We start from the raw sequence: 17,868 nt of genomic DNA on the forward strand, positions 1-17,868 counted from the left end.
GCTTCAATCCTCCACCACCCAGGTGTCTTTGGTGCCGCCACCCTGGGACGAGTTGACCACCAGCGAGCCTTCACGCAGCGCGACACGGGTCAGCCCGCCCGGCACCACGCGGGTTTCCTTGCCCGACAGGACGAACGGCCGCAGGTCGATATGCCGCGGTGCGATGCCGTTTTCGACAAAGGTCGGGCACGTCGACAGGCACAGGGTCGGCTGGGCAATGTAGGCATGGGGCTTGGCCTTGATCCGTGCGCGAAAGGCTTCGATCTCGGCGGCCGTGGCGGCTGGCCCGACCAGCATGCCGTAGCCACCGGAGCCCTGGGTTTCCTTGACCACCAGCTCTGGCAAATTGGCCAGTACATGGGACAGCTCGTCAGGCTTGCGGCACTGGAACGTCGGAACGTTCTTCAGAATGGGTTCTTCATCCAGGTAAAAGCGGATCATGTCGGTGACGAAGGGATACACCGATTTGTCATCCGCCACCCCGGTGCCAATGGCATTGGCCAGCACCACATTGCCCGAGCGATAGGCGGCCAGCAGGCCCGGCACGCCGAGCATCGACTCCGGGTTGAAGGCCAACGGGTCGAGGTAGGCATCGTCGAGACGCCGGTAGATCACGTCCACCGCCTTGGGCCCGTCGGTGGTGCGCATGAATACCCGGTCGTCACGCACGAACAGGTCGGCGCCCTCCACCAGTTCCACGCCCATTTCCCGGGCGAGAAACGCATGTTCGAAAAACGCACTGTTGAACCGCCCTGGCGTCAGTACCACCACACTGGGGTTGTCCAGCGGGCTGGAACTTTTCAGGGTGTCGAGCAGCAGGTTGGGGTAATGGTCGATCGGCGCGATGCGTTGGGCGGCGAACAGTTCAGGGAACAGGCGCATCATCATCTTACGGTCTTCGAGCATGTAGCTCACACCGCTGGGGGTGCGCAGGTTGTCTTCCAGCACGTAGTACGTGCCGTCGCCATCCCGTACCAGATCGACCCCAGAGACGTGGGAATAGAGACCACGGTGCAGGTCCAGGCACTGCATCGCCAGTTGGTATTGCTCATTGGCCAACACTTGCTCGGCAGGAATAATCCCGGCCTTGATAATGCGTTGGTCGTGATACAGGTCGGCGAGGAACAGGTTCAATGCCTTGACCCGCTGAATACAGCCACGTTCGACCACCCGCCACTCACTGGCGGGAATGCTGCGCGGGATGGTATCGAAGGGAATCAGGCGCTCGGTGCCCTGTTCGTCGCCGTACAGGGTGAAGGTGATACCGGCGCGGTGAAACAGCAGATCCGCTTCACGGCGGCGCTGGGCCAGCAGTTCGGTCGGGGTTTCAGCCAGCCAGCGGGCAAACTCGCGATAGTGAGGCCGGACCTGGCCGACCTCATCGTACATTTCATCGTAATAAGTGCGGATCATGCCGAACTCCTTGTCACCCGGACGCAACGGACTGTCGCAAGGCCCGTGCCAGCGGCATAAACACTTAAGTATCAATCAGTTGGATACAGTAAAAGGCTGCTACGCACCGTCCTGGTGCAGTTAACGCCCGCGCGTTGCCACGCGCGCTTCAAAGCGACGCAGGCATTGCCTATCACCAGCATAGTCAGAGTTGATTTCACTGCCCGGGAAAGCCTGCGGATAATCACCCACATTCGCTGAACAGGATTCGTCCTACAGCATCCCCACAGCACCGCCGGTAATTTGCTCGTGCAAGTACCGACCGGTTCCCCTTCTTTCCGGTCTTCCCTTTTGGCCACCCTGCTCGGGTGGCCTTTTTTTTGTGGAGGATTTTTCGCAATAAGTTCCCAGTACTTTGCCGCGCCACAAACAAAATCGGCCGACCCAAGGGTCAGCCGATACGCTGCTTTATTGATCATGCGACTACATGGGTAACCCACGAACCTCGTGCTTCACACCCCATCCTTCGATAATCCCGCCCAAGGGCTCGACTACCGCCTCAAAGTCCTGCTCGAAATCACCTATACCGTCATAGGTGGCGAACATGACTTTGCTTAATTCCAGGAACCAGGCGCCATCATCCCGCGCACTGACCTGGGCATTGATCGACTCGCCACGAAACCGACCCGCAGCCCGGCGCGCACGTTCCTCGTCCGGGAAAATGGCGTAGAACTCGATGGGGTGGAAACGTGAAAAGTCAAAGCCGCCCTCTTTCATGCGGCGTAACACGTGGGTGCTGATGTCTTCTTGATAGGCTGTGCTCATGAAACGTCCTCCTGAACCGATGGATAGACTTTCCGTGCTTCCCAGGGCCTGCGCGTGAACAGCGCAGGTGGACGGCAATGACATCGCCGCAGGAAAACAAGCATGTAGCTGACAAGACCAGACCTTAGCGATTCATTCGCTGATCTCCCTTGCAGAGTAGCGCGAAGCTATCAGCTCCACCAGCAGCGCTTTAACAACGTACAGGGAATATTCAGGGGGCGGGAGAGATGTCGAGGATCTGGATACTGTTCTGATCCTTCAGGCTTTTCACCGTCGGTTCGGCGATGCGACCGTCCAGGTCATTGAGGTCCAGTTTGGCGGGGATGGGCAGTAATTTGGCGCGAATCATCTGTGCGGCGACTTCGAGGCTGGGCTTTTGCGCGCAGCTGAACTGCTCCACGGACTGCACGCCGTGATCATCAACGAAGGTAACTTGCCAGTTTTGCATCAGTGCCTCCTCGATAAAGCCCATGGATGGGCTTATACCTATCTGGACCTTGAGGGCGCGGCGATCGTTCCACTCAAGGCAGGAGGCACCTGATCGGTTGGGCTTACGGCTTCTCGGCCGCTGCCTTGAGGGCTTTCAAGGTGTTGAAGGGGGCTTCAACCACAAACTTGTTGGCCAACCAGGAAGGCACGCTGCCGCCTGGCTCGGTGTGGACCTGGTAGGTCACTTCGGTCTGGTCGGCACCTTTGGGCACCAGTTTCCAGAAGCCTTCTACCTGGGCCACACGCACATAACCCTTCTCTTCCGGCAGATAGGTGGGTACTTCCAGCAGCTTGCGGGTCACGCTGCCATCGGCAGCCTGGGTGGTGGTGATTTCCAGGATCGAGTCACGATCGGTCACCGGGAACGGCGCCTTGAACTGGGTGTAGGTCCAGCTCTTGTCGCCTTCCTTCTTGAGCAACTTCTGCGACTTGCATTCGTGAATCCACTTACAGGCACCGACGACGTCGTCCTGCAGGGCCTGGACCTTGGCCAATGGCGCCTTGATCACAGTAACGCCGCGATAAGCCTTGTACTTGGAGCCAGCCACTTCACTCAAGGCAACTTTGATGCCTTCTTCATCCTTGGCAACCTGCCACTCTTCTGCCTGTGCAGCAGCCGCAAACAACACCGTAAAACCGCACAACACAGCCATTCGTTTCAGCGAACCCATTGGTGTATTCCTTATTGTTGAAGTTCTGACATTAAAGCCCACTAAGCCGCCGTCATCTGCTCCCACCAGCCGATCAACCTGATCGCTTCTTCCTGGCTACTACCACAGACCTCAAGATCTGCCGCAAAGGCACCGCACACCGCAGGCCGCTCCGGCTGGCCAAACAATTGGCACAGCTGTTCGACCGACAGATGCAGGCAGCGTTCGCCTGCGGGTTTGCCATTAGGCATACCGGGCAACGGCGAACTGATGGAGGGGGCTATACAGCAGGCGCCACAGCCTTCACGGCATTTCATGACCAACAGGTCCTCGACGACATAGTGTTGATGGCCGGGCTAGAGTACGCCCTAAAACATCCGTTTTAAAATGGTCTAACAGGGGTTTTTCGCAGAAAACAAAAGTGACCGACCAGTCTGCGACAGAAGGTCAGTGGATCAGGTCACTTTGCGGGGAAGATTAATTCTTGAATTCAAAATCCAGAGCCGCGCCTTCAACGTCGCGTCGCTCTTCATTGCGCATTTGCAACTGCATTTCATTGCTGAGCAAACGCCCGTTGATCTGGAATGCACTGTTATCGACCGGCTTCTCATCAAACATCGGCGGCAACAACGGTACGTTTCTAGGTTGCGGCATGGTGCCAAGGGGCTGCAGATGGCGGACCATTTCCTGGGGCAGACTGAGGTCCAGTTGTGCAGGCGCCAGCTTGGTCTGGGCCACTTCACGGGCCGACTTGGATTTGCTGGCGGTAGGTGCGCGCTTTTTCACCTTGGCGGCTTTTTTAACCGGGGCGGGCTTTTTCGCCTGGACCGTTTTTTTAGCCGGGGCCGGCTTTTGTTCAGCGGCTGCCAGCACGATCGGCGCACTGGCAGGTGCTGCCAGTACAGGCGTGGCGTTGCACAGGCCCGCCAGACAGATCAACAGCGCGGCAGGAAAAATATAAGTCATATCGCCTACAGCATTAACGGCAGAAGGCCATATGCTCGCTTGTTGAGCGCGGCATGACAAGCGCGGTGATTAGCCACCTACCGTTCATGCCCGTCTTTGGCCCTTCAAAACCCGCTCGCCGCCTCCTGGCACAACTGGTTGGCCAGCATGCCCAGGGTCATCAAGGCGCGCTCGGCTTCACGGTTCCACGGGGTACCGCAATTAAGCCGGATACAGTGGTTGAACTGTTCTGTATTACTGAAGATCAGCCCCGGCGCAATGCTGATGCCCTGCTGCAGGGCGCGCACATGCAGTTCCTGGGTGTTGACCCTGCCCGGCAGGCTGACCCACAGGATAAAACCGCCGGTCGGTCGGCTCATCTGCGTGCCTTCGGGGAAATACTGCTGCACCGCCAACTGGAAGGCGCTGAGGTTCTTGCGGTATTCCTGGCGAATGTAGCGCAGGTGCCGGTCGTAACCGCCGTTCTCCAGGTACGCCGCCACCCCCATCTGCGTGACACTGCACGCCGAGTGGGTGCTGAACATCTGCAGGCGCTGGATCTCCTGCTGGTATTTGCCGGCAATCATCCAGCCGATGCGCACGCCGGGGGACAGGGTCTTGGAAAAACTTGAGCAGTAGATCACCCGGTCCAGGCGGTCATACGCCTTGAGGGCCTTGGTGCGCCCCAATTCGAACATCAATTCGCCGTAGATATCATCTTCAACAATCTGGATATCGAAATCCGAGGCCAGGCGCAGCAACTGTTTCTGCCGCTCTTCGGGCATGGTGCCGCCCAGGGGATTGCTCAGGCGCGTGGTCAGCACCAGGGCCTTGATCGACCATTGGTTGGCCGCCAGTTGCAGAGCCTCCAGGCTCATGCCGGTGGCCGGGTCGCTGGGGATCTCGATGACCTTGAGGCCGAGCAAATCCGCCAGTTGCAACAGGCCGTAATAGGTGGGGGACTCGGCAGCGATCAGGTCGCCGGGACGGGTCAGCACGCGCAAGGACATCTGCAACGCATCGACACACCCGTGGGTGATCACCACTTCGGACGGGTCGACCACCACGCCGGCATCGCGCATGCGAATCGCAACCTGGCGCCGCAACGGCTCAAAGCCCGGGCTGAACATATAGCTGAACGCCCGTGGGCTCTGAAAGCGCGTGACCTTGGCCAGTTGCTGGTGCAGCGCGCGTACCGGCAGGTAATCGACACTGGGCACGGCGGCGCCGAGCGGGAACACCCCTTCACGACGGGACTCGACCAAGACCTGTTGAATGATACTGCTGCGTGTGACCAGGCCCGGGCGCTCGACCCGCGCAATATCCGGCGTCGGTGCGGTCAGGGCCGGGGTCTGGTGCACGTAATACCCGGACTGCGGCCGCGCGCGGATCAACCCCTGATCCTCAAGATTGGCGTAGGCCTGCAACACCGTGGCATGACTGACATTGAGCTGGGAGCTCATCTTGCGCACCGAAGGCACGCGCTCACCCGGTTGATAGACACCGCGCCGGATATCCTCAGCCAATTGCTGGGCGATACGTTGGTAAAGCAAGAGATTGGTCATGACGCAGCACTCGATTTCACGGGTATTTTATTTTTGTGTGAAACATACCGGCACAGTTTAGAAGTGTACGGGGACAGTTGCCACAATAGTCGAGGACGGGCGGCAGTGATAGAAAAAACTGTAGGGGTTGAGCACGCAATGGCGGGCATGAAAAACCCGATCGAGGATCGGGTTACGGGGCGAGACACACAGCCTATTCCCTGTGGGAGCTGGCTTGCCTGCAATGGCATCGCTGCGGTTCAGTTGAAAGTCCGCGTCGCCTGTATCGCAGGCAAGTCGGCGCCCACAAGAACTGAGGTTCAGCGCGCGGCGCCGAGCTGGCCCTTGTCATCGGAGAAGACAATCTCCACACGCCGGTTCTGCGCCCGCCCCCGTTCGGAAGCATTCACTTCCACCGGGAACTGATCGCCATAACCTTCCACCTGGATGCGTTTGTCATCAATGCCCAGGTCAACCAGTACATCCGCAACGGCCTGTGCCCGGTCACGGGACAGTTTGAGGTTTTCCTGCTCGCCGCCGGTACTGTCGGTATAGCCCTCGATCCGCACTACGCGCTTGGGGTTCAGTTGCAGGAATTGCACGATCTTCAGCACTGTACGGTTGGCGGAGTTTTTCAGTTCAGCCTGGCCGGTGTCGAACAGCACATCACCCAGGGTCATCACTAGGCCACGATCGGTCTGGGTGGTGGTCAGGCTGGCGATCTGCTCTTCGAGCCACTTGCCCTGTTGTTGCACGCTCAACAATTTGGCCTCGCGCAGCGCCAGTTGCAGGCGTTGGCGCTCCAGTTCGCGTTTGGCGGCACGTTCTTCGTTGAGCACCAGTTGCGTATGTTCCCGGGCAATCGCGCTGTAGCGCTGGCTCAGGTAGGCGTAATGCACCACGTCGCCACCACTGCCCCAGTAGCTGGACAGACGGTCGGCGCGGGCCAGGGACTCACCGGCGCGGATCACGTCCTTGGGCGCGATGCGCAATACATTGGAGTCTTCCTTGACCTTCTGGAAGTCGCTGCCGGCCTGTTGCAACGCAGTGTCGCTATTGGGGTGGCTGGCACAGCCGCCGAGCACCAAGCTGCTCAATAGCAGCCCACAGGTCAGACGGTTCATTGAGCATCTCCCAGCTGTTTGCGCAGGCGGGTGATACGGGTGTCGAGGACATTCAACTGTTCCTGGCTTTTTTGCGTCAGCACCCGTGCCTCTGCCAAGCGGGCATCCAGTTCGGCCTGTTCAGCCAGCATGCGGGCATCCTTGTAGGATTCATCCGCCATATCGGCCTTGGCCTGGGCCAGCTTCGTTTCGGCGAGTTTCAACTCGGGCACGTCGTCAGCAACGGCCCCCACGGCGGCGGCTTGCTCCAGGGCTTGCTGGGTCAGGCGCATTTGCTCATTCGGCGCAGGATCTGCGGCACAGCCCGCCAGCGTTACTACGGCGAGGGCGGCGAAAAGAGGTCGAATAGTCACTAAAAATCCCTACTTTGTTGAGGTACCGACGGGTTGCTGCAACTGCGTCTTCCAGCGTTCGATATTGCGCTGCAACGCGGCTTCCGTCAGACCGGACGCGGCCAATTCTGTCATCTTTTTCGCGAGCTGTCCGCGCAACCACGGATCATTGCAGGCAGAGTTGTGGGAAATCGCCAGGAACAGCCCCGGCTGATCAATCGGCAGCTCACGGGCCAGCAAGTCTTTGCTCATCCCCAGGGTCTGGGCCATGGCCATGCCGGAGTAACGTCCCGCCAGCACGTAGTCCACTTCACCCAGCAACAGTTTCTGCAAGGCCGGGGTCAGGGTTGGCACGCGTTCCAGGGTCAGGTGCTCGCTGACAAAGGTTTCAAACTCAGGGGACAGGCGCGCCCGCTCCGAGACCGCACCCTTGTGGCCATGCAAATCGGCCGCGCTGGCGTAGACCAGGGGCGAGTCGACGCGGGTCCACACCCGGTAATCGGCCTGCATCAGCGCCGGGTGGATGTAGTCCAGGGTCTCCAGCTCGCTGACGTTCAGCGGCGCGTCGAGCAGCATGTCCATGCGCCCGCTGCGCACTTCTTCAAGGGCCAGGGAACGCTTGCCGCCGTACAGCAGGTCGATTTTCAGCCCCAGTTCCTTGGCCACTTGTTGCAACACATCGGCATTCGCGCCGATCAGGTGGGTGGGGGCTTGGGGGTCACGCCACAGGTAGGGCGGCGCATCCGGGCTGCCGGTCACCACCAGGCGCTCGCATTTGCCAGCCGCGATAGACACGGTCGGCAGCAGTGACAGGCCCAGCAGTACAGTCCAGCGACGCAGTTCCATGGCGTGTTTCCCGATCAAGAGTGGCGTGCAAAAAAAAACCCGGTCATAAGACCGGGCTCTTTATAAGTGAAGCGGCTGGTTTAGACCAGCTTCTCCAACTCAGGTACAGCTTCGAACAAGTCCGCAACCAGGCCGTAATCCGCCACCTGGAAGATCGGTGCTTCTTCGTCCTTGTTGATCGCAACGATCACCTTGGAGTCTTTCATACCGGCCAAGTGCTGGATCGCGCCGGAGATACCGACCGCGATGTACAGCTGTGGCGCAACGATCTTGCCGGTCTGGCCGACCTGCATGTCGTTGGGTACGAAACCTGCGTCAACAGCCGCGCGGGAAGCGCCGACCGCAGCGCCCAGCTTGTCGGCCAGGGCGTACAGGTGTTTGAAGTTGTCACCGTTCTGCATGCCACGCCCGCCGGAAACGACGATCTTGGCAGCGGTCAGTTCAGGACGATCGGACTTGGCCAGCTCTTCGCCAACAAAGCTGGAAGTACCAGCGTCGTGCGCGGCAGCCACCGCTTCAACGGCAGCCGAACCACCTTCAGCGGCAACCGGGTCGAAACCGGTGGCACGGACGGTGATCACTTTGACCGCAGCAGTGGACTGCACGGTGGCAATGGCGTTACCGGCGTAGATCGGGCGCTTGAACGTGTCGGCGCTTTCGACCGAAACGATCTCGGAGATCTGGTCAACGTCCAGTTGCGCAGCAACGCGCGGCAGGATGTTTTTGCCGTTGGAAGTGGCGGCAGCCAGGATGTGGCTGTAGCCAGCGCCCAGCTCTGCAACCAGAGGGGCAACGTTTTCCGGCAACTGGTGAGCGTAGGCAGCGTTGTCGGCGGCCAGTACTTTGCTCACACCGGCGATTTTCGCGGCGGCTTCAGCCACGGCACCCACATTCTGGCCAGCGACCAGCACGTGGATATCACCACCGATTTTCGCAGCGGCAGCCACGGTGTTCAGGGTGGCCGGGGCCAGCACCTTGTTATCGTGTTCGGCGATTACGAGGATAGTCATGATCAGATCACCTTCGCTTCGTTTTTCAGTTTCTCGACCAGTTCAGCCACCGACTTGACCTTGATACCCGCGCTGCGTGCAGCTGGCGCTTCGACTTTGACGGTCTTGTTGGTAGAGGCGGTGGAAACGCCCAAAGCATCCGGAGTCAGCACTTCAAGCGGCTTCTTCTTGGCTTTCATGATGTTTGGCAGGGACGCATAACGCGGCTCGTTCAAACGCAGGTCGGTGGTGACGATGGCCGGCAGTTTCAGGGAAACGGTCTGCGCGCCGCCGTCGATTTCGCGGGTCACGGCAACGCTGTCGCCACTGACTTCGACTTTCGAGGCAAAGGTACCCTGGCCGTAACCGGTCAGTGCAGCCAGCATCTGGCCAGTCTGGTTGTTGTCGCTGTCGATGGCCTGTTTGCCGAGGATCACCAGTTGCGGCTGTTCCTTGTCGACAACGGCTTTCAACAGCTTGGCCACGGCCAGCGAGGTCAGCTCTTCAGCGGATTCGACGAGAACCGCGCGATCGGCACCCAGGGCCAGGGCGGTACGCAGCTGCTCTTGAGCAGTGGTCGGACCGATGGAAACGACGACGATTTCAGTCACGACACCTTTTTCTTTCAGGCGTACGGCTTCTTCCACGGCGATTTCGCAGAAGGGGTTCATCGACATTTTGACGTTAGCCAGATCGACGCCGGAATTGTCCGCCTTGACGCGAACTTTCACGTTGTAATCGACAACGCGTTTGACAGCTACAAGAACCTTCATGGATTCCTCGTTACTCTCCGGTGAAAAGGAAGCCGCCCGGATAAACCTGGCGGTAGATGCTCAACGGCGCACAAGGGCACCTCTAAAAACGCAGGCCTTCATGACAGGTAACGTTGCACGTACTCAATAATAAAGACCGTTCGTCAGGGGTGACTGACAAGTCATTCATCGTTGCAACGTGTAAACTGCGCGCCAGCATTACGTGCGCGTCAACCTGCATGAGCAGTGCCTTGTCTTTGGACGTGGCCTTGAAACCGGCAGTCCGCCTACGAGAAGCGCAAAACCGACCGTATATTGACCGGAACACCTTTTCCGGTCAATACAGCAAAATGGTCAGATATAAGCCGCGTTGCTTTGATTTACCTAGCTCGCGGGCAATTCAAACAAACGTTTGTATTGGACGCTGAGAGTGGTGTAGATATAATGCGCCACCTAGAGAGAAAGGTGGGTCGTCCCCTGCCCTTTTGTAAGAAATTGGCGCAGAAGACGGCAGATAAAACACCGAACCTCCACCCATTAGAAAAAAAACTGTTGAGCCTTGAGTAGGAGATAGCCTGTGGAACGCGAATACATGGAATTCGACGTGGTCATCGTCGGCGCAGGGCCGTCGGGCCTGTCTGCCGCCTGCCGACTGAAGCAGAAGGCCGCCGAAGCCGGTAAGGAAATCAGCGTCTGCGTGGTCGAAAAAGGCTCGGAAGTCGGCGCACATATCCTGTCCGGCGCCGTATTTGAACCACGCGCCCTGAACGAATTGTTCCCGGACTGGAAAGAACTGGGCGCTCCACTCAACACCCCGGTGGTGCGCGACGACATCTATGTACTGCGCAGCAGCGACACCTCCACCAAGGTGCCTGACTTCTTTGTGCCCAAGACCATGCACAACGAAGGCAACTACATCATCTCCCTGGGCAACCTGTGCCGCTGGCTGGCCCAGCAGGCCGAGAACCTGGGCGTGGAAATCTACCCAGGTTTCGCGGCCCAGGAAGTACTGTTCGACGAAAACGGCGTAGTGCGCGGGATCATCACCGGCGACCTCGGCGTCGACCGTGAAGGTCATCCCAAAGAAGGCCTGTACACCCCAGGCATGGAACTGCGCGGCAAGTACACGCTGTTCGCCGAAGGCTGCCGTGGGCACCTGGGCAAACAACTGATCCAGCGCTTCAACCTGGACAGCGATGCCGACGTACAGCACTACGGCATCGGCCTCAAGGAAATCTGGGAAATCGACCCGGCCAAGCACCAACCAGGCCTGGTGGTCCACACCGCCGGCTGGCCGCTGGACATCATGCGCAACGAGAACACCGGTGGTTCGTTCCTCTATCACCTGGAAAACAACCAGGTGGTCGTAGGCCTGATCGTCGACCTGTCCTACAGCAACACCTTCCTGTCGCCGTTCGATGAGTTCCAGCGCCTCAAGCATCACCCGGTGCTGGCCCAGTACCTGGAAGGCGGCAAGCGCATCAGCTACGGCGCCCGCGCCCTGGCCAAGGGCGGCATCAACTCGCTGCCGAAGATGGTATTCAAGGGCGGCGCCCTGATCGGTTGCGACCTGGGCACCATGAACGTGGCCAAGATCAAGGGCAGCCACACCGCCATGAAGTCCGGCATGCTCGCCGCAGACGCCGTGGCTGACCGTCTGTTCGCCGAATCCGAAGGCGGTGATGAACTGACGGCCTACGTCGACAGCTTCAAAGCCAGCTGGCTCTATGAGGAACTGTTCGCCACCCGTAACTTCGGCCCGGCGATGCACAAGTTCGGCCCGATCATCGGTGCCGGCTTCAACTGGTTCGACCAGAACATCCTCGGCGGCAAAATGCCGTTCACCCTGCATGACACCAAGCCGGACTACGCCTGCCTCAAGCTGGCCAAGGACAGCCAGAAGATCGACTACCCCAAACCCGACGGTAAGCTGAGCTTCGACAAGCTGAGTTCGGTGTTCCTCTCCAGCACCAACCATGAAGAAGAACAGCCGTGCCACTTGAAACTCAAGGACCCGAGCATCCCGATCGGCACCAACCTGCCGCTCTACGATGAACCGGCGCAACGCTACTGCCCGGCTGGCGTGTACGAAGTGATCACCCAGGAAGACGGCGAGAAGCGCTTCCAGATCAACGCCCAGAACTGTGTGCACTGCAAGACCTGTGACATCAAGGACCCTTCGCAGAACATCACCTGGGTGACGCCGGAAGGCGCGGGTGGGCCGACTTACCCGAATATGTAAGCCAACTGAGGCTCCCAAATGGGAGCCTTTTTTATGGGCGACTCGAGTCAATGTGGGCTTGCCTGCTCGTTCCCCCGCTCCGCGTGGGAACGATCATCTATGCCGCTCGCTCTTCACCCGGGTTGCGCAGGAAATAGCGCTTATATTCCCGACTGAACTGCGACGTACTCTGATACCCCACGTTATGCGCCGCCTGCGCCACACCCATGCCTTCTGCCAGTAACAACTGCTGGGCCTTGAGCAGGCGCAAGCGCTTGAGGTACTGCACCGGCGACAACAGGGTGCAGCGCTTGAAATGCTCATGAAACGTCGACGCACTCATATGCGCATAACCGGCCAGGGTCTCGATGTTCAGCGGTTCGGCGTAATGGGCATGCAGGTGATTCAATGAGGTGGCAATCCGCGAGAACTGCCCCTGCTGTTCCACCAGCGCCCGCAGCACATCGGCCTGTGGCCCGCGCAAGGCGGTGAACAGTAATTCCCGCACCCTCGCCGGTCCCATGATCCGGGCTTCCAGTGGATCGTGCAGGCACTGCAACAGCCGCTCGACGCAACCGCGCATCGCGTCATCGAGCACCACCGAGCTCATCGACTCCAAGGTCTGCGCCGCCGGCGGCGGGCCGGCTTGCATGCCCATAGCCATCACCAATTCGCCCAGCACCACCCGATCAATGCCTACGGTCACGCCATACAGCGGGGCATCGGCGGCCATGGCAAACGTCTCGCATTCGAACGGCACCGGCATCGCCTGGATCAGGTAATGCCCGGCGCCGTACTCCAGGGTGCGCGGGCCCAGGTAGGCGAGCTTGCTGCCTTGGGCCACGAACATCAGGCTCGGTTCATAGATCTGCGGCCCGCGCGCCACGTCGCAACTGGCGCGCAGCACCTGCACGCCTGCCAGGTGGGTCGGGGAGAAACCGTCGCAGGGCGTAAGCCCCTCAATCAAGGAAACCAGCGTGGCGTTGGCATCAAGATGGCGGGTCAACAACATGGCAAAAAACTTCGCGAAAAAGGGATAGGAACATCATCGCAGGTCTGGCGGCCAATGAATCCAATCCACGGGCACTCCCGGACGAATAGGCATGAGACTCGGAGCATTTGCCATGTTCGCCCACAGGGTCGACGCGCAGAATTCGCCACCTCTCCCGTCCACGCTTTTGCGAGGTTTGCACCATGTACACTGCCATCGGTTATGCCGCCCAGTCGGCCACCACTCCCCTCGCCCCCATGTCCTTCGAGCGCCGTAGCCCACGCGCCGATGACGTGGCGATCGAAATCCTGTACTGCGGCGTCTGCCACTCCGACATCCACCAGGCACGCAACGAATGGGGCATCGCCGTGTACCCATTGATGCCGGGCCACGAGATTGTCGGCAAGGTCACTGCCGTCGGCGCCAGCGTCACCGCCCATAAGGTTGGCGACCTGGTCGGCGTGGGCTGCATGGTGGATTCGTGCCGCCACTGCGAAGCGTGCAAATCGGACCTGGAGCAATACTGCCTCGAAGGCCCGACCATGACCTACGCCACCCCGGACCGGGTAGACGGCAGCAACACCATGGGCGGCTACTCCGACAGCATCGTGGTCAGCGAGCACTTTGTGGTGAAGATCCCGGCCAAGCTCGACCTGGCCAGCGCCGCGCCGATCCTCTGCGCGGGCATCACCACTTACTCGCCACTCAAGCACTACGGGGTCAAGGCCGGCGACAAGGTGGGGGTTCTCGGCATGGGCGGCCTGGGCCATATGGGCATCAAGTTCGCCAAGGCCATGGGCGCCGAAGTGACGCTGTTCACCCGCTCGGCGAACAAGGCAGAAGAAGGCCGACGCCAGGGTGCCGATCATGTGATCGTGTCCACCGATGCCGAGCAGATGAAAGCCGCCGCCGGCAGCTTCGACTTCCTGCTGGACACCATTCCGGTGCAGCACGATCTGAACCCCTACCTCGATGTTCTGCGCTTTGACGGCGTGCATATCCTGGTAGGTTTGATCGAACCGGTCGACCCGCCGGTCAATGCCGCCAAGCTGGTATTGGGCCGTAAAGTCCTGGCTGGCTCGCTGATCGGCGGCATTGCCGAAACCCAGGAAGTCCTGGATTTCTGCGCCGAGCACGGCATTACCTGCGACATCGAAATGCTCGATATCCGCCAGATCAACGAAGCCTATGCGCGCATGATTGCGGGCGACGTGAAGTACCGCTTCGTGATCGACATGACCACCTTGAAAGCCTGATCAGGCCTTCGCGCCCAACTCTGCGGACAGCCGCGCTGCGACCTGCTTGACCAGGGGGATCAGCTCGGCCATTTTTTCCAGCGGCATGTAGGGCACCGTACTGGCGATGCTGATGCCGGCGACAATCCGCCGGCTGGCATCGCGCACCGGTGCGGCGACGCAGCGGATCGACGGTTCGTTGTCTTCCAGGTCGAATGCATAGCCACCCGCCACGTATTCACGCATGCGCTGCTCAAACTGCTCCCAGGATTGCTCCGGGTGCTGCGGCCAGTGCAGGTTTTTCCCGCCTACCGGCAAGCTGACCTGATACAGGCGCTGCCACTCCTCTTGCGAGTCATCGAGCAACAAGGCCTTGCCGATTCCGGTACGTGCCAGGGGCATGCGGTGACCGACCCGCGAACGCATTTCCGGACCATTGCGCCCGGGGTTCTTGTGCAGGTACAGCACATCGTCGAACTCGCGGATCGCCAGGTGGATGGTGTCGCCGGTCAGCGCCGACAGCTCGTCCAGATAGGGTATCGCCAGCGTCACCAGCGGCAGCTCTTCCCGCGCCTGGAAACCCAGTTCGATCAGCTTCGGCCCCAACAGGTAACCGACTTGCGGCACCACTCGCAGGTAGCGCTCATCCACCAGGCAACTGGCCAGGCGGTGGGTGGTGCTGCGGGTGGTGCCGATGCGCCGGGCGATTTCCTTGAGGTCACGCGCGCCGGCCGCCACCGCCTGCACCACGCCCAGGCCGCGCAGCAGGGTCTGGGTGCCCGTGGGCGCGGGGTCTTTGGCGGGAATGGGTGGGTTTTCCTGCATGTAGGGCCTATCTAGAAATGCGAAAGCGGCGGCCATTATGGCAAATGCCAGGCCCCAAGACAGGGCCGATCTCAGCCCTGGGCAAAGTCGCGCAATGCGTCGCCTTCCATGCGGTACCGCACCCATTCTTCCTGGGGTTGGGCACCGATGGACTTATAGAAGGCAATGGCCGGCTCGTTCCAGTCCAGCACGCTCCATTCAAAGCGCCCACAACCATTGTCATAGGCGATCTTGGCCAGGTGGCGCAGCAACTTCTTGCCCGCCCCGCCGCCGCGCTGCTCCGGGTTGATATACAGGTCTTCCAGGTACAGGCAGTTGCTGCCCAGCCAGGTGGAATAGCTAAAGAAAAACACCGCAAAACCAATCGGCAAGCCATCACGCAGGCAGATCAGGCCATGGGCAGTAGCGCCTTCGCTGAACAGGCTGCGCTCAATGTCCACCACGCTGGCGATCACTTCGTGGCGGGCTTTTTCGTACTCGGCCAGTTCAGTGATGAAGGTCAGGATCTGCGCAGCATCGCTGGGCACGGCGGGACGAATCTCGATGGTCATGAACAGGCCTGCGGCTAAAAAAGAAAGGACACATACTAAGGCCCTTTGATGACCGCTTGCAGGGTTTTATGCAGGTGATTACTCCGCCCTGCAGCAATGTTGGCACCGGTAACCACAGAACAAACCGGGCGGTAGCGCATGGTAAAAAGTCCGTCATAAATCCAACAGACGCCCAGGTTCGCCCATGCACCCCACTGCTCCCGTTGGCGGAAAGCTCTTCGCCTTGTTGTGCCTTGCCAGCTACCTGCTGTCACTGTCGTACGGTTCGACGTTTTTGTTATCGCTGCTGATTGATTCCAGAGGCGGCAATGAGCATGACGCCGGCAGCGTGATCTCCATGGCGATGCTCAGTACGTTTATCGCGGTGATTGTGTCCGGGCACCTGGCCGACGCCCTGGGTGCCGCGCGCGCGATTGCCTGCCTGGGGAGCCTGCTGGTGGCTGCCTGCCTGGGTTTTGCCCTGACGCCGGGTTTTGGCCAGGGCCTGATGCTGTTCGGCCTGGCCCTCGGGCTGGGCTGGGGCGTGTTCTATACCCTGGGCCCGATCATCGTGGCGATGCTGGTGCAGCCCAGCCAAAGAGCCAAATATTTCGCCTGGCTGTCGGGCAGCATGATGACCGGCATCGGTTCGGGCCCCTTGTTGGGACGGGCGGCCAGCGCCCTGGGCCTGCCCCTGGAAACCGCGTTTTATATCGCGGCCCTCGCAAGCCTCGTGGGCGTGCTGATCTTCTGGCGCCTGGGCAGCCATCTCCAGCAACAACCCAACTCGCTGGGCGCCGGCGCCGTCTCGAAAATCTCCTGGGCCAGCACCCGGCGTGTGCTGGGGTCCAAGGCGGTGTTCGCGATCATCATGGTCGGCCTGGGCGGCTGTGTATTTGGCGGCCTGTCGAGTTTCCAGACCAGCTACGCGGCACGCCATGGGCTGGATTATTCGCTGTTCTTTCTGGGCTTCATGGGGGCGGCAATCACCAGTCGTTTGTTGATTGCCAGCTTTGTGGTCAGGCGCGATGCGTACTGGTCGGCCTGTGTGTTGTCTGGGTTGATGGTGGTGTCGATCCTGCTGTTGAGCTTCGGCGTGCATGACAGCTTCAGCTACTTGCTGGCGGCCGTTACCTTGGGGGTCGGTTACGGCCTGACCTATTCGGTGATCAACGGCCTGGCCGCCAATGAAGCGCCGAGCGCCAGCACGTCTCAGGCCTTGCTGCTGTTCAGCCTGTCGTACTTTATAGGCGTCTTCGGCTTCCCGCTGCTGGCCGGCAAGCTGATCGTCGAGCAAGGCGTACCGACCCTACTGGCGAGCGTACTGGGCATCGCCTTGCTCAACTGGCTGATTACGCTGGCGCGCCTGATCTGGCGCCGGGTTGCCAAACACAAAATCTTACAGGTGAGCTGACACCGTTCGTCGTGATCCAGGCACCAACAATAAGGGCGGGCAGACCAACCTAAGGTAAGGACTTTATTCCTATGGAGGCTCCACCATGAATACTTCCAAAGTGACTGCCCTCGCCCTCGCCGGTTTGCTGTCTGCGGTATCTCTAGGCAGCTTCGCCGCGTCCGACCCTTCCACCGGCAAGACCGACCCGATTGGCAGCCCGCCCAACCCTGCCACCCAAGAGAGCAAAGACTCCATGGGCACCGGCCTGGATACCAATGGCGGAGCCATCATCCAGAACGGTGCCGACCCACGCACCCAAGGCAATGACGGCAACCGCCAGGGCCTGGGTACCGATGTGGAGAACGGCAAGATCGGCCCCGGCAAGAACGCCGCTCCGAGCGGTAACGATGACAACCTGCCCGGCGCACCGAAACAACCTTGACCCCTTGACCGACAGACGAACACTACCCCACCACTGACCCTGAAGAGGTATGCATGAACGTCGATAAAAACCTGGAGAAAGAAGTCCTCACCCGCCTGCTGCACGCGCACCCGAACGGTTTGGGTAAGGAGGTGCTGGATAACTACCGGGGCGAAAAAATCGTGGCCAGCACCCTGGCCACTCTTCAGGAGCGTGGACTGATCAAGGAAGGCCACGTGACCTGCAACGAGGCCGGCGAACACGCGCTGCACCTGCCGATCAAACTGACGGCCTCTGGCGTGGACGCCGCCCGCAAGCTGGAAAGCCAGCCGTAGCGGCTGTCGAGCCCTGGCGAGGCTGC

21 protein-coding genes are annotated in these 17,868 nt (G+C 60.1%); 5 read left to right on the forward strand and 16 right to left on the reverse strand.

Going from position 1 to position 17,868, the window contains the following annotated elements; genetic code table 11:
* Window positions 1–3 precede the first annotated feature (3 nt).
* The 13 genes from PSH73_RS18650 to PSH73_RS18710 all read right to left on the reverse strand — a co-directional run bounded on the left by PSH73_RS18650 (window position 4) and on the right by PSH73_RS18710 (window position 9,909).
* On the reverse strand, window positions 4–1,413 hold the full coding sequence (locus tag PSH73_RS18650; RefSeq protein ID WP_305461175.1) for a circularly permuted type 2 ATP-grasp protein: 1,410 nt from the start codon (window positions 1,411–1,413) through the stop codon (window positions 4–6).
* Window positions 1,414–1,484: 71 nt separating this feature from the next.
* On the reverse strand, window positions 1,485–1,871 hold the full coding sequence (locus PSH73_RS18655) for a hypothetical protein (RefSeq protein ID WP_162947763.1): 387 nt from the start codon (window positions 1,869–1,871) through the stop codon (window positions 1,485–1,487).
* 4 nt (window positions 1,872–1,875) lie between these two features.
* Entirely contained in the window at window positions 1,876–2,217 is a 342-nt protein-coding gene (locus tag PSH73_RS18660; protein WP_029299641.1) for a ribonuclease E inhibitor RraB, read from the reverse strand.
* Between the two features lie 211 nt (window positions 2,218–2,428).
* Complete coding sequence (locus PSH73_RS18665; RefSeq protein WP_225923814.1) at window positions 2,429–2,665, reverse strand: hypothetical protein; 237 nt, start codon at window positions 2,663–2,665, stop codon at window positions 2,429–2,431.
* 103 nt (window positions 2,666–2,768) lie between these two features.
* Window positions 2,769–3,377, reverse strand: coding sequence for an START domain-containing protein (locus tag PSH73_RS18670; protein ID WP_057439582.1), 609 nt, complete (start codon window positions 3,375–3,377; stop codon window positions 2,769–2,771).
* Between the two features lie 41 nt (window positions 3,378–3,418).
* Window positions 3,419–3,673 (reverse strand): YkgJ family cysteine cluster protein, encoded by a 255-nt coding sequence (locus PSH73_RS18675; protein ID WP_076961156.1) that lies wholly within the window; start codon window positions 3,671–3,673, stop codon window positions 3,419–3,421.
* Window positions 3,674–3,833: 160 nt separating this feature from the next.
* Window positions 3,834–4,322, reverse strand: a complete 489-nt coding sequence (locus tag PSH73_RS18680) for a translation initiation factor 2 (protein WP_115128740.1) — start codon at window positions 4,320–4,322, stop codon at window positions 3,834–3,836.
* 104 nt (window positions 4,323–4,426) lie between these two features.
* On the reverse strand, window positions 4,427–5,866 hold the full coding sequence (locus tag PSH73_RS18685; RefSeq protein WP_057960378.1) for a PLP-dependent aminotransferase family protein: 1,440 nt from the start codon (window positions 5,864–5,866) through the stop codon (window positions 4,427–4,429).
* Window positions 5,867–6,165: 299 nt separating this feature from the next.
* The gene (locus tag PSH73_RS18690; RefSeq protein ID WP_057439584.1) at window positions 6,166–6,969 is read right to left on the reverse strand and encodes an OmpA family protein; all 804 of its coding nucleotides are present in this window, start codon (window positions 6,967–6,969) and stop codon (window positions 6,166–6,168) included.
* A complete protein-coding gene (locus PSH73_RS18695; protein ID WP_057439585.1) occupies window positions 6,966–7,322 on the reverse strand; it encodes a DUF4398 domain-containing protein in 357 nt (118 codons plus the stop codon). Before PSH73_RS18695 ends, PSH73_RS18690 begins: the two co-directional genes overlap by 4 nt.
* A 9-nt stretch (window positions 7,323–7,331) precedes the next feature.
* A complete protein-coding gene (locus PSH73_RS18700; RefSeq protein ID WP_120733900.1) occupies window positions 7,332–8,147 on the reverse strand; it encodes an ABC transporter substrate-binding protein in 816 nt (271 codons plus the stop codon).
* Window positions 8,148–8,227: 80 nt separating this feature from the next.
* Entirely contained in the window at window positions 8,228–9,157 is a 930-nt protein-coding gene (locus PSH73_RS18705; protein WP_057960381.1) for an electron transfer flavoprotein subunit alpha/FixB family protein, read from the reverse strand.
* Between the two features lie 2 nt (window positions 9,158–9,159).
* Window positions 9,160–9,909 (reverse strand): electron transfer flavoprotein subunit beta/FixA family protein, encoded by a 750-nt coding sequence (locus PSH73_RS18710; protein WP_057960382.1) that lies wholly within the window; start codon window positions 9,907–9,909, stop codon window positions 9,160–9,162.
* 556 nt (window positions 9,910–10,465) lie between these two features.
* Here PSH73_RS18710 and PSH73_RS18715 point away from each other — a divergent pair.
* The gene (locus PSH73_RS18715) at window positions 10,466–12,130 is read left to right on the forward strand and encodes an electron transfer flavoprotein-ubiquinone oxidoreductase (protein ID WP_115128743.1); all 1,665 of its coding nucleotides are present in this window, start codon (window positions 10,466–10,468) and stop codon (window positions 12,128–12,130) included.
* Window positions 12,131–12,227: 97 nt separating this feature from the next.
* On the opposite strand, the gene PSH73_RS18720 is transcribed toward PSH73_RS18715, so the two are convergent.
* Entirely contained in the window at window positions 12,228–13,121 is an 894-nt protein-coding gene (locus PSH73_RS18720) for an AraC family transcriptional regulator (RefSeq protein ID WP_057439589.1), read from the reverse strand.
* Between the two features lie 182 nt (window positions 13,122–13,303).
* On the opposite strand from PSH73_RS18720, the gene PSH73_RS18725 reads away from it, so the two are divergent.
* Window positions 13,304–14,356: an NAD(P)-dependent alcohol dehydrogenase gene (locus PSH73_RS18725; RefSeq protein ID WP_057960384.1), complete on the forward strand. Its 1,053-nt coding sequence runs from the start codon at window positions 13,304–13,306 to the stop codon at window positions 14,354–14,356.
* On the opposite strand, the gene PSH73_RS18730 is transcribed toward PSH73_RS18725, so the two are convergent.
* Together PSH73_RS18730 and PSH73_RS18735 are read right to left on the reverse strand one after the other, a co-directional pair.
* Window positions 14,357–15,160 (reverse strand): IclR family transcriptional regulator, encoded by an 804-nt coding sequence (locus PSH73_RS18730; RefSeq protein WP_057960385.1) that lies wholly within the window; start codon window positions 15,158–15,160, stop codon window positions 14,357–14,359.
* A 71-nt stretch (window positions 15,161–15,231) separates the two neighbouring features.
* Window positions 15,232–15,711 (reverse strand): GNAT family N-acetyltransferase, encoded by a 480-nt coding sequence (locus PSH73_RS18735; protein ID WP_057439591.1) that lies wholly within the window; start codon window positions 15,709–15,711, stop codon window positions 15,232–15,234.
* A gap of 184 nt (window positions 15,712–15,895) precedes the next feature.
* On the opposite strand from PSH73_RS18735, the gene PSH73_RS18740 reads away from it, so the two are divergent.
* From PSH73_RS18740 to PSH73_RS18750, 3 genes are all read left to right on the forward strand, one after another.
* Window positions 15,896–17,104, forward strand: a complete 1,209-nt coding sequence (locus tag PSH73_RS18740; RefSeq protein WP_057960386.1) for an MFS transporter — start codon at window positions 15,896–15,898, stop codon at window positions 17,102–17,104.
* A gap of 85 nt (window positions 17,105–17,189) precedes the next feature.
* A complete protein-coding gene (locus PSH73_RS18745; protein WP_057439593.1) occupies window positions 17,190–17,528 on the forward strand; it encodes a hypothetical protein in 339 nt (112 codons plus the stop codon).
* A 53-nt stretch (window positions 17,529–17,581) separates the two neighbouring features.
* On the forward strand, window positions 17,582–17,842 hold the full coding sequence (locus tag PSH73_RS18750; protein WP_057960387.1) for a hypothetical protein: 261 nt from the start codon (window positions 17,582–17,584) through the stop codon (window positions 17,840–17,842).
* Window positions 17,843–17,868: the final 26 nt, after the last annotated feature.

It is taken from the genome of Pseudomonas sp. FP2294 (genome assembly GCF_030687625.1).
In the GTDB taxonomy this organism is placed as follows: Bacteria; Pseudomonadota; Gammaproteobacteria; order Pseudomonadales; family Pseudomonadaceae; genus Aquipseudomonas; species Aquipseudomonas shahriarae.

Coding starts and splice junctions, on each gene's coding strand:
- PSH73_RS18650 (WP_305461175.1), bottom strand. CDS start 1,413: ATGATCCGCACTTATTACGATGAAATGTACGATGAGGTCGGCCAGGTC.
- PSH73_RS18655 (WP_162947763.1), bottom strand. CDS start 1,871: ATGATCAATAAAGCAGCGTATCGGCTGACCCTTGGGTCGGCCGATTTT.
- PSH73_RS18660 (WP_029299641.1), bottom strand. CDS start 2,217: ATGAGCACAGCCTATCAAGAAGACATCAGCACCCACGTGTTACGCCGC.
- PSH73_RS18665 (WP_225923814.1), bottom strand. CDS start 2,665: ATGCAAAACTGGCAAGTTACCTTCGTTGATGATCACGGCGTGCAGTCC.
- PSH73_RS18670 (WP_057439582.1), bottom strand. CDS start 3,377: ATGGGTTCGCTGAAACGAATGGCTGTGTTGTGCGGTTTTACGGTGTTG.
- PSH73_RS18675 (WP_076961156.1), bottom strand. CDS start 3,673: ATGAAATGCCGTGAAGGCTGTGGCGCCTGCTGTATAGCCCCCTCCATC.
- PSH73_RS18680 (WP_115128740.1), bottom strand. CDS start 4,322: ATGACTTATATTTTTCCTGCCGCGCTGTTGATCTGTCTGGCGGGCCTG.
- PSH73_RS18685 (WP_057960378.1), bottom strand. CDS start 5,866: ATGACCAATCTCTTGCTTTACCAACGTATCGCCCAGCAATTGGCTGAG.
- PSH73_RS18690 (WP_057439584.1), bottom strand. CDS start 6,969: ATGAACCGTCTGACCTGTGGGCTGCTATTGAGCAGCTTGGTGCTCGGC.
- PSH73_RS18700 (WP_120733900.1), bottom strand. CDS start 8,147: ATGGAACTGCGTCGCTGGACTGTACTGCTGGGCCTGTCACTGCTGCCG.
- PSH73_RS18705 (WP_057960381.1), bottom strand. CDS start 9,157: ATGACTATCCTCGTAATCGCCGAACACGATAACAAGGTGCTGGCCCCG.
- PSH73_RS18710 (WP_057960382.1), bottom strand. CDS start 9,909: ATGAAGGTTCTTGTAGCTGTCAAACGCGTTGTCGATTACAACGTGAAA.
- PSH73_RS18720 (WP_057439589.1), bottom strand. CDS start 13,121: ATGTTGTTGACCCGCCATCTTGATGCCAACGCCACGCTGGTTTCCTTG.
- PSH73_RS18725 (WP_057960384.1), top strand. CDS start 13,304: ATGTACACTGCCATCGGTTATGCCGCCCAGTCGGCCACCACTCCCCTC.
- PSH73_RS18730 (WP_057960385.1), bottom strand. CDS start 15,160: ATGCAGGAAAACCCACCCATTCCCGCCAAAGACCCCGCGCCCACGGGC.
- PSH73_RS18735 (WP_057439591.1), bottom strand. CDS start 15,711: ATGACCATCGAGATTCGTCCCGCCGTGCCCAGCGATGCTGCGCAGATC.
- PSH73_RS18740 (WP_057960386.1), top strand. CDS start 15,896: ATGCACCCCACTGCTCCCGTTGGCGGAAAGCTCTTCGCCTTGTTGTGC.
- PSH73_RS18745 (WP_057439593.1), top strand. CDS start 17,190: ATGAATACTTCCAAAGTGACTGCCCTCGCCCTCGCCGGTTTGCTGTCT.
- PSH73_RS18750 (WP_057960387.1), top strand. CDS start 17,582: ATGAACGTCGATAAAAACCTGGAGAAAGAAGTCCTCACCCGCCTGCTG.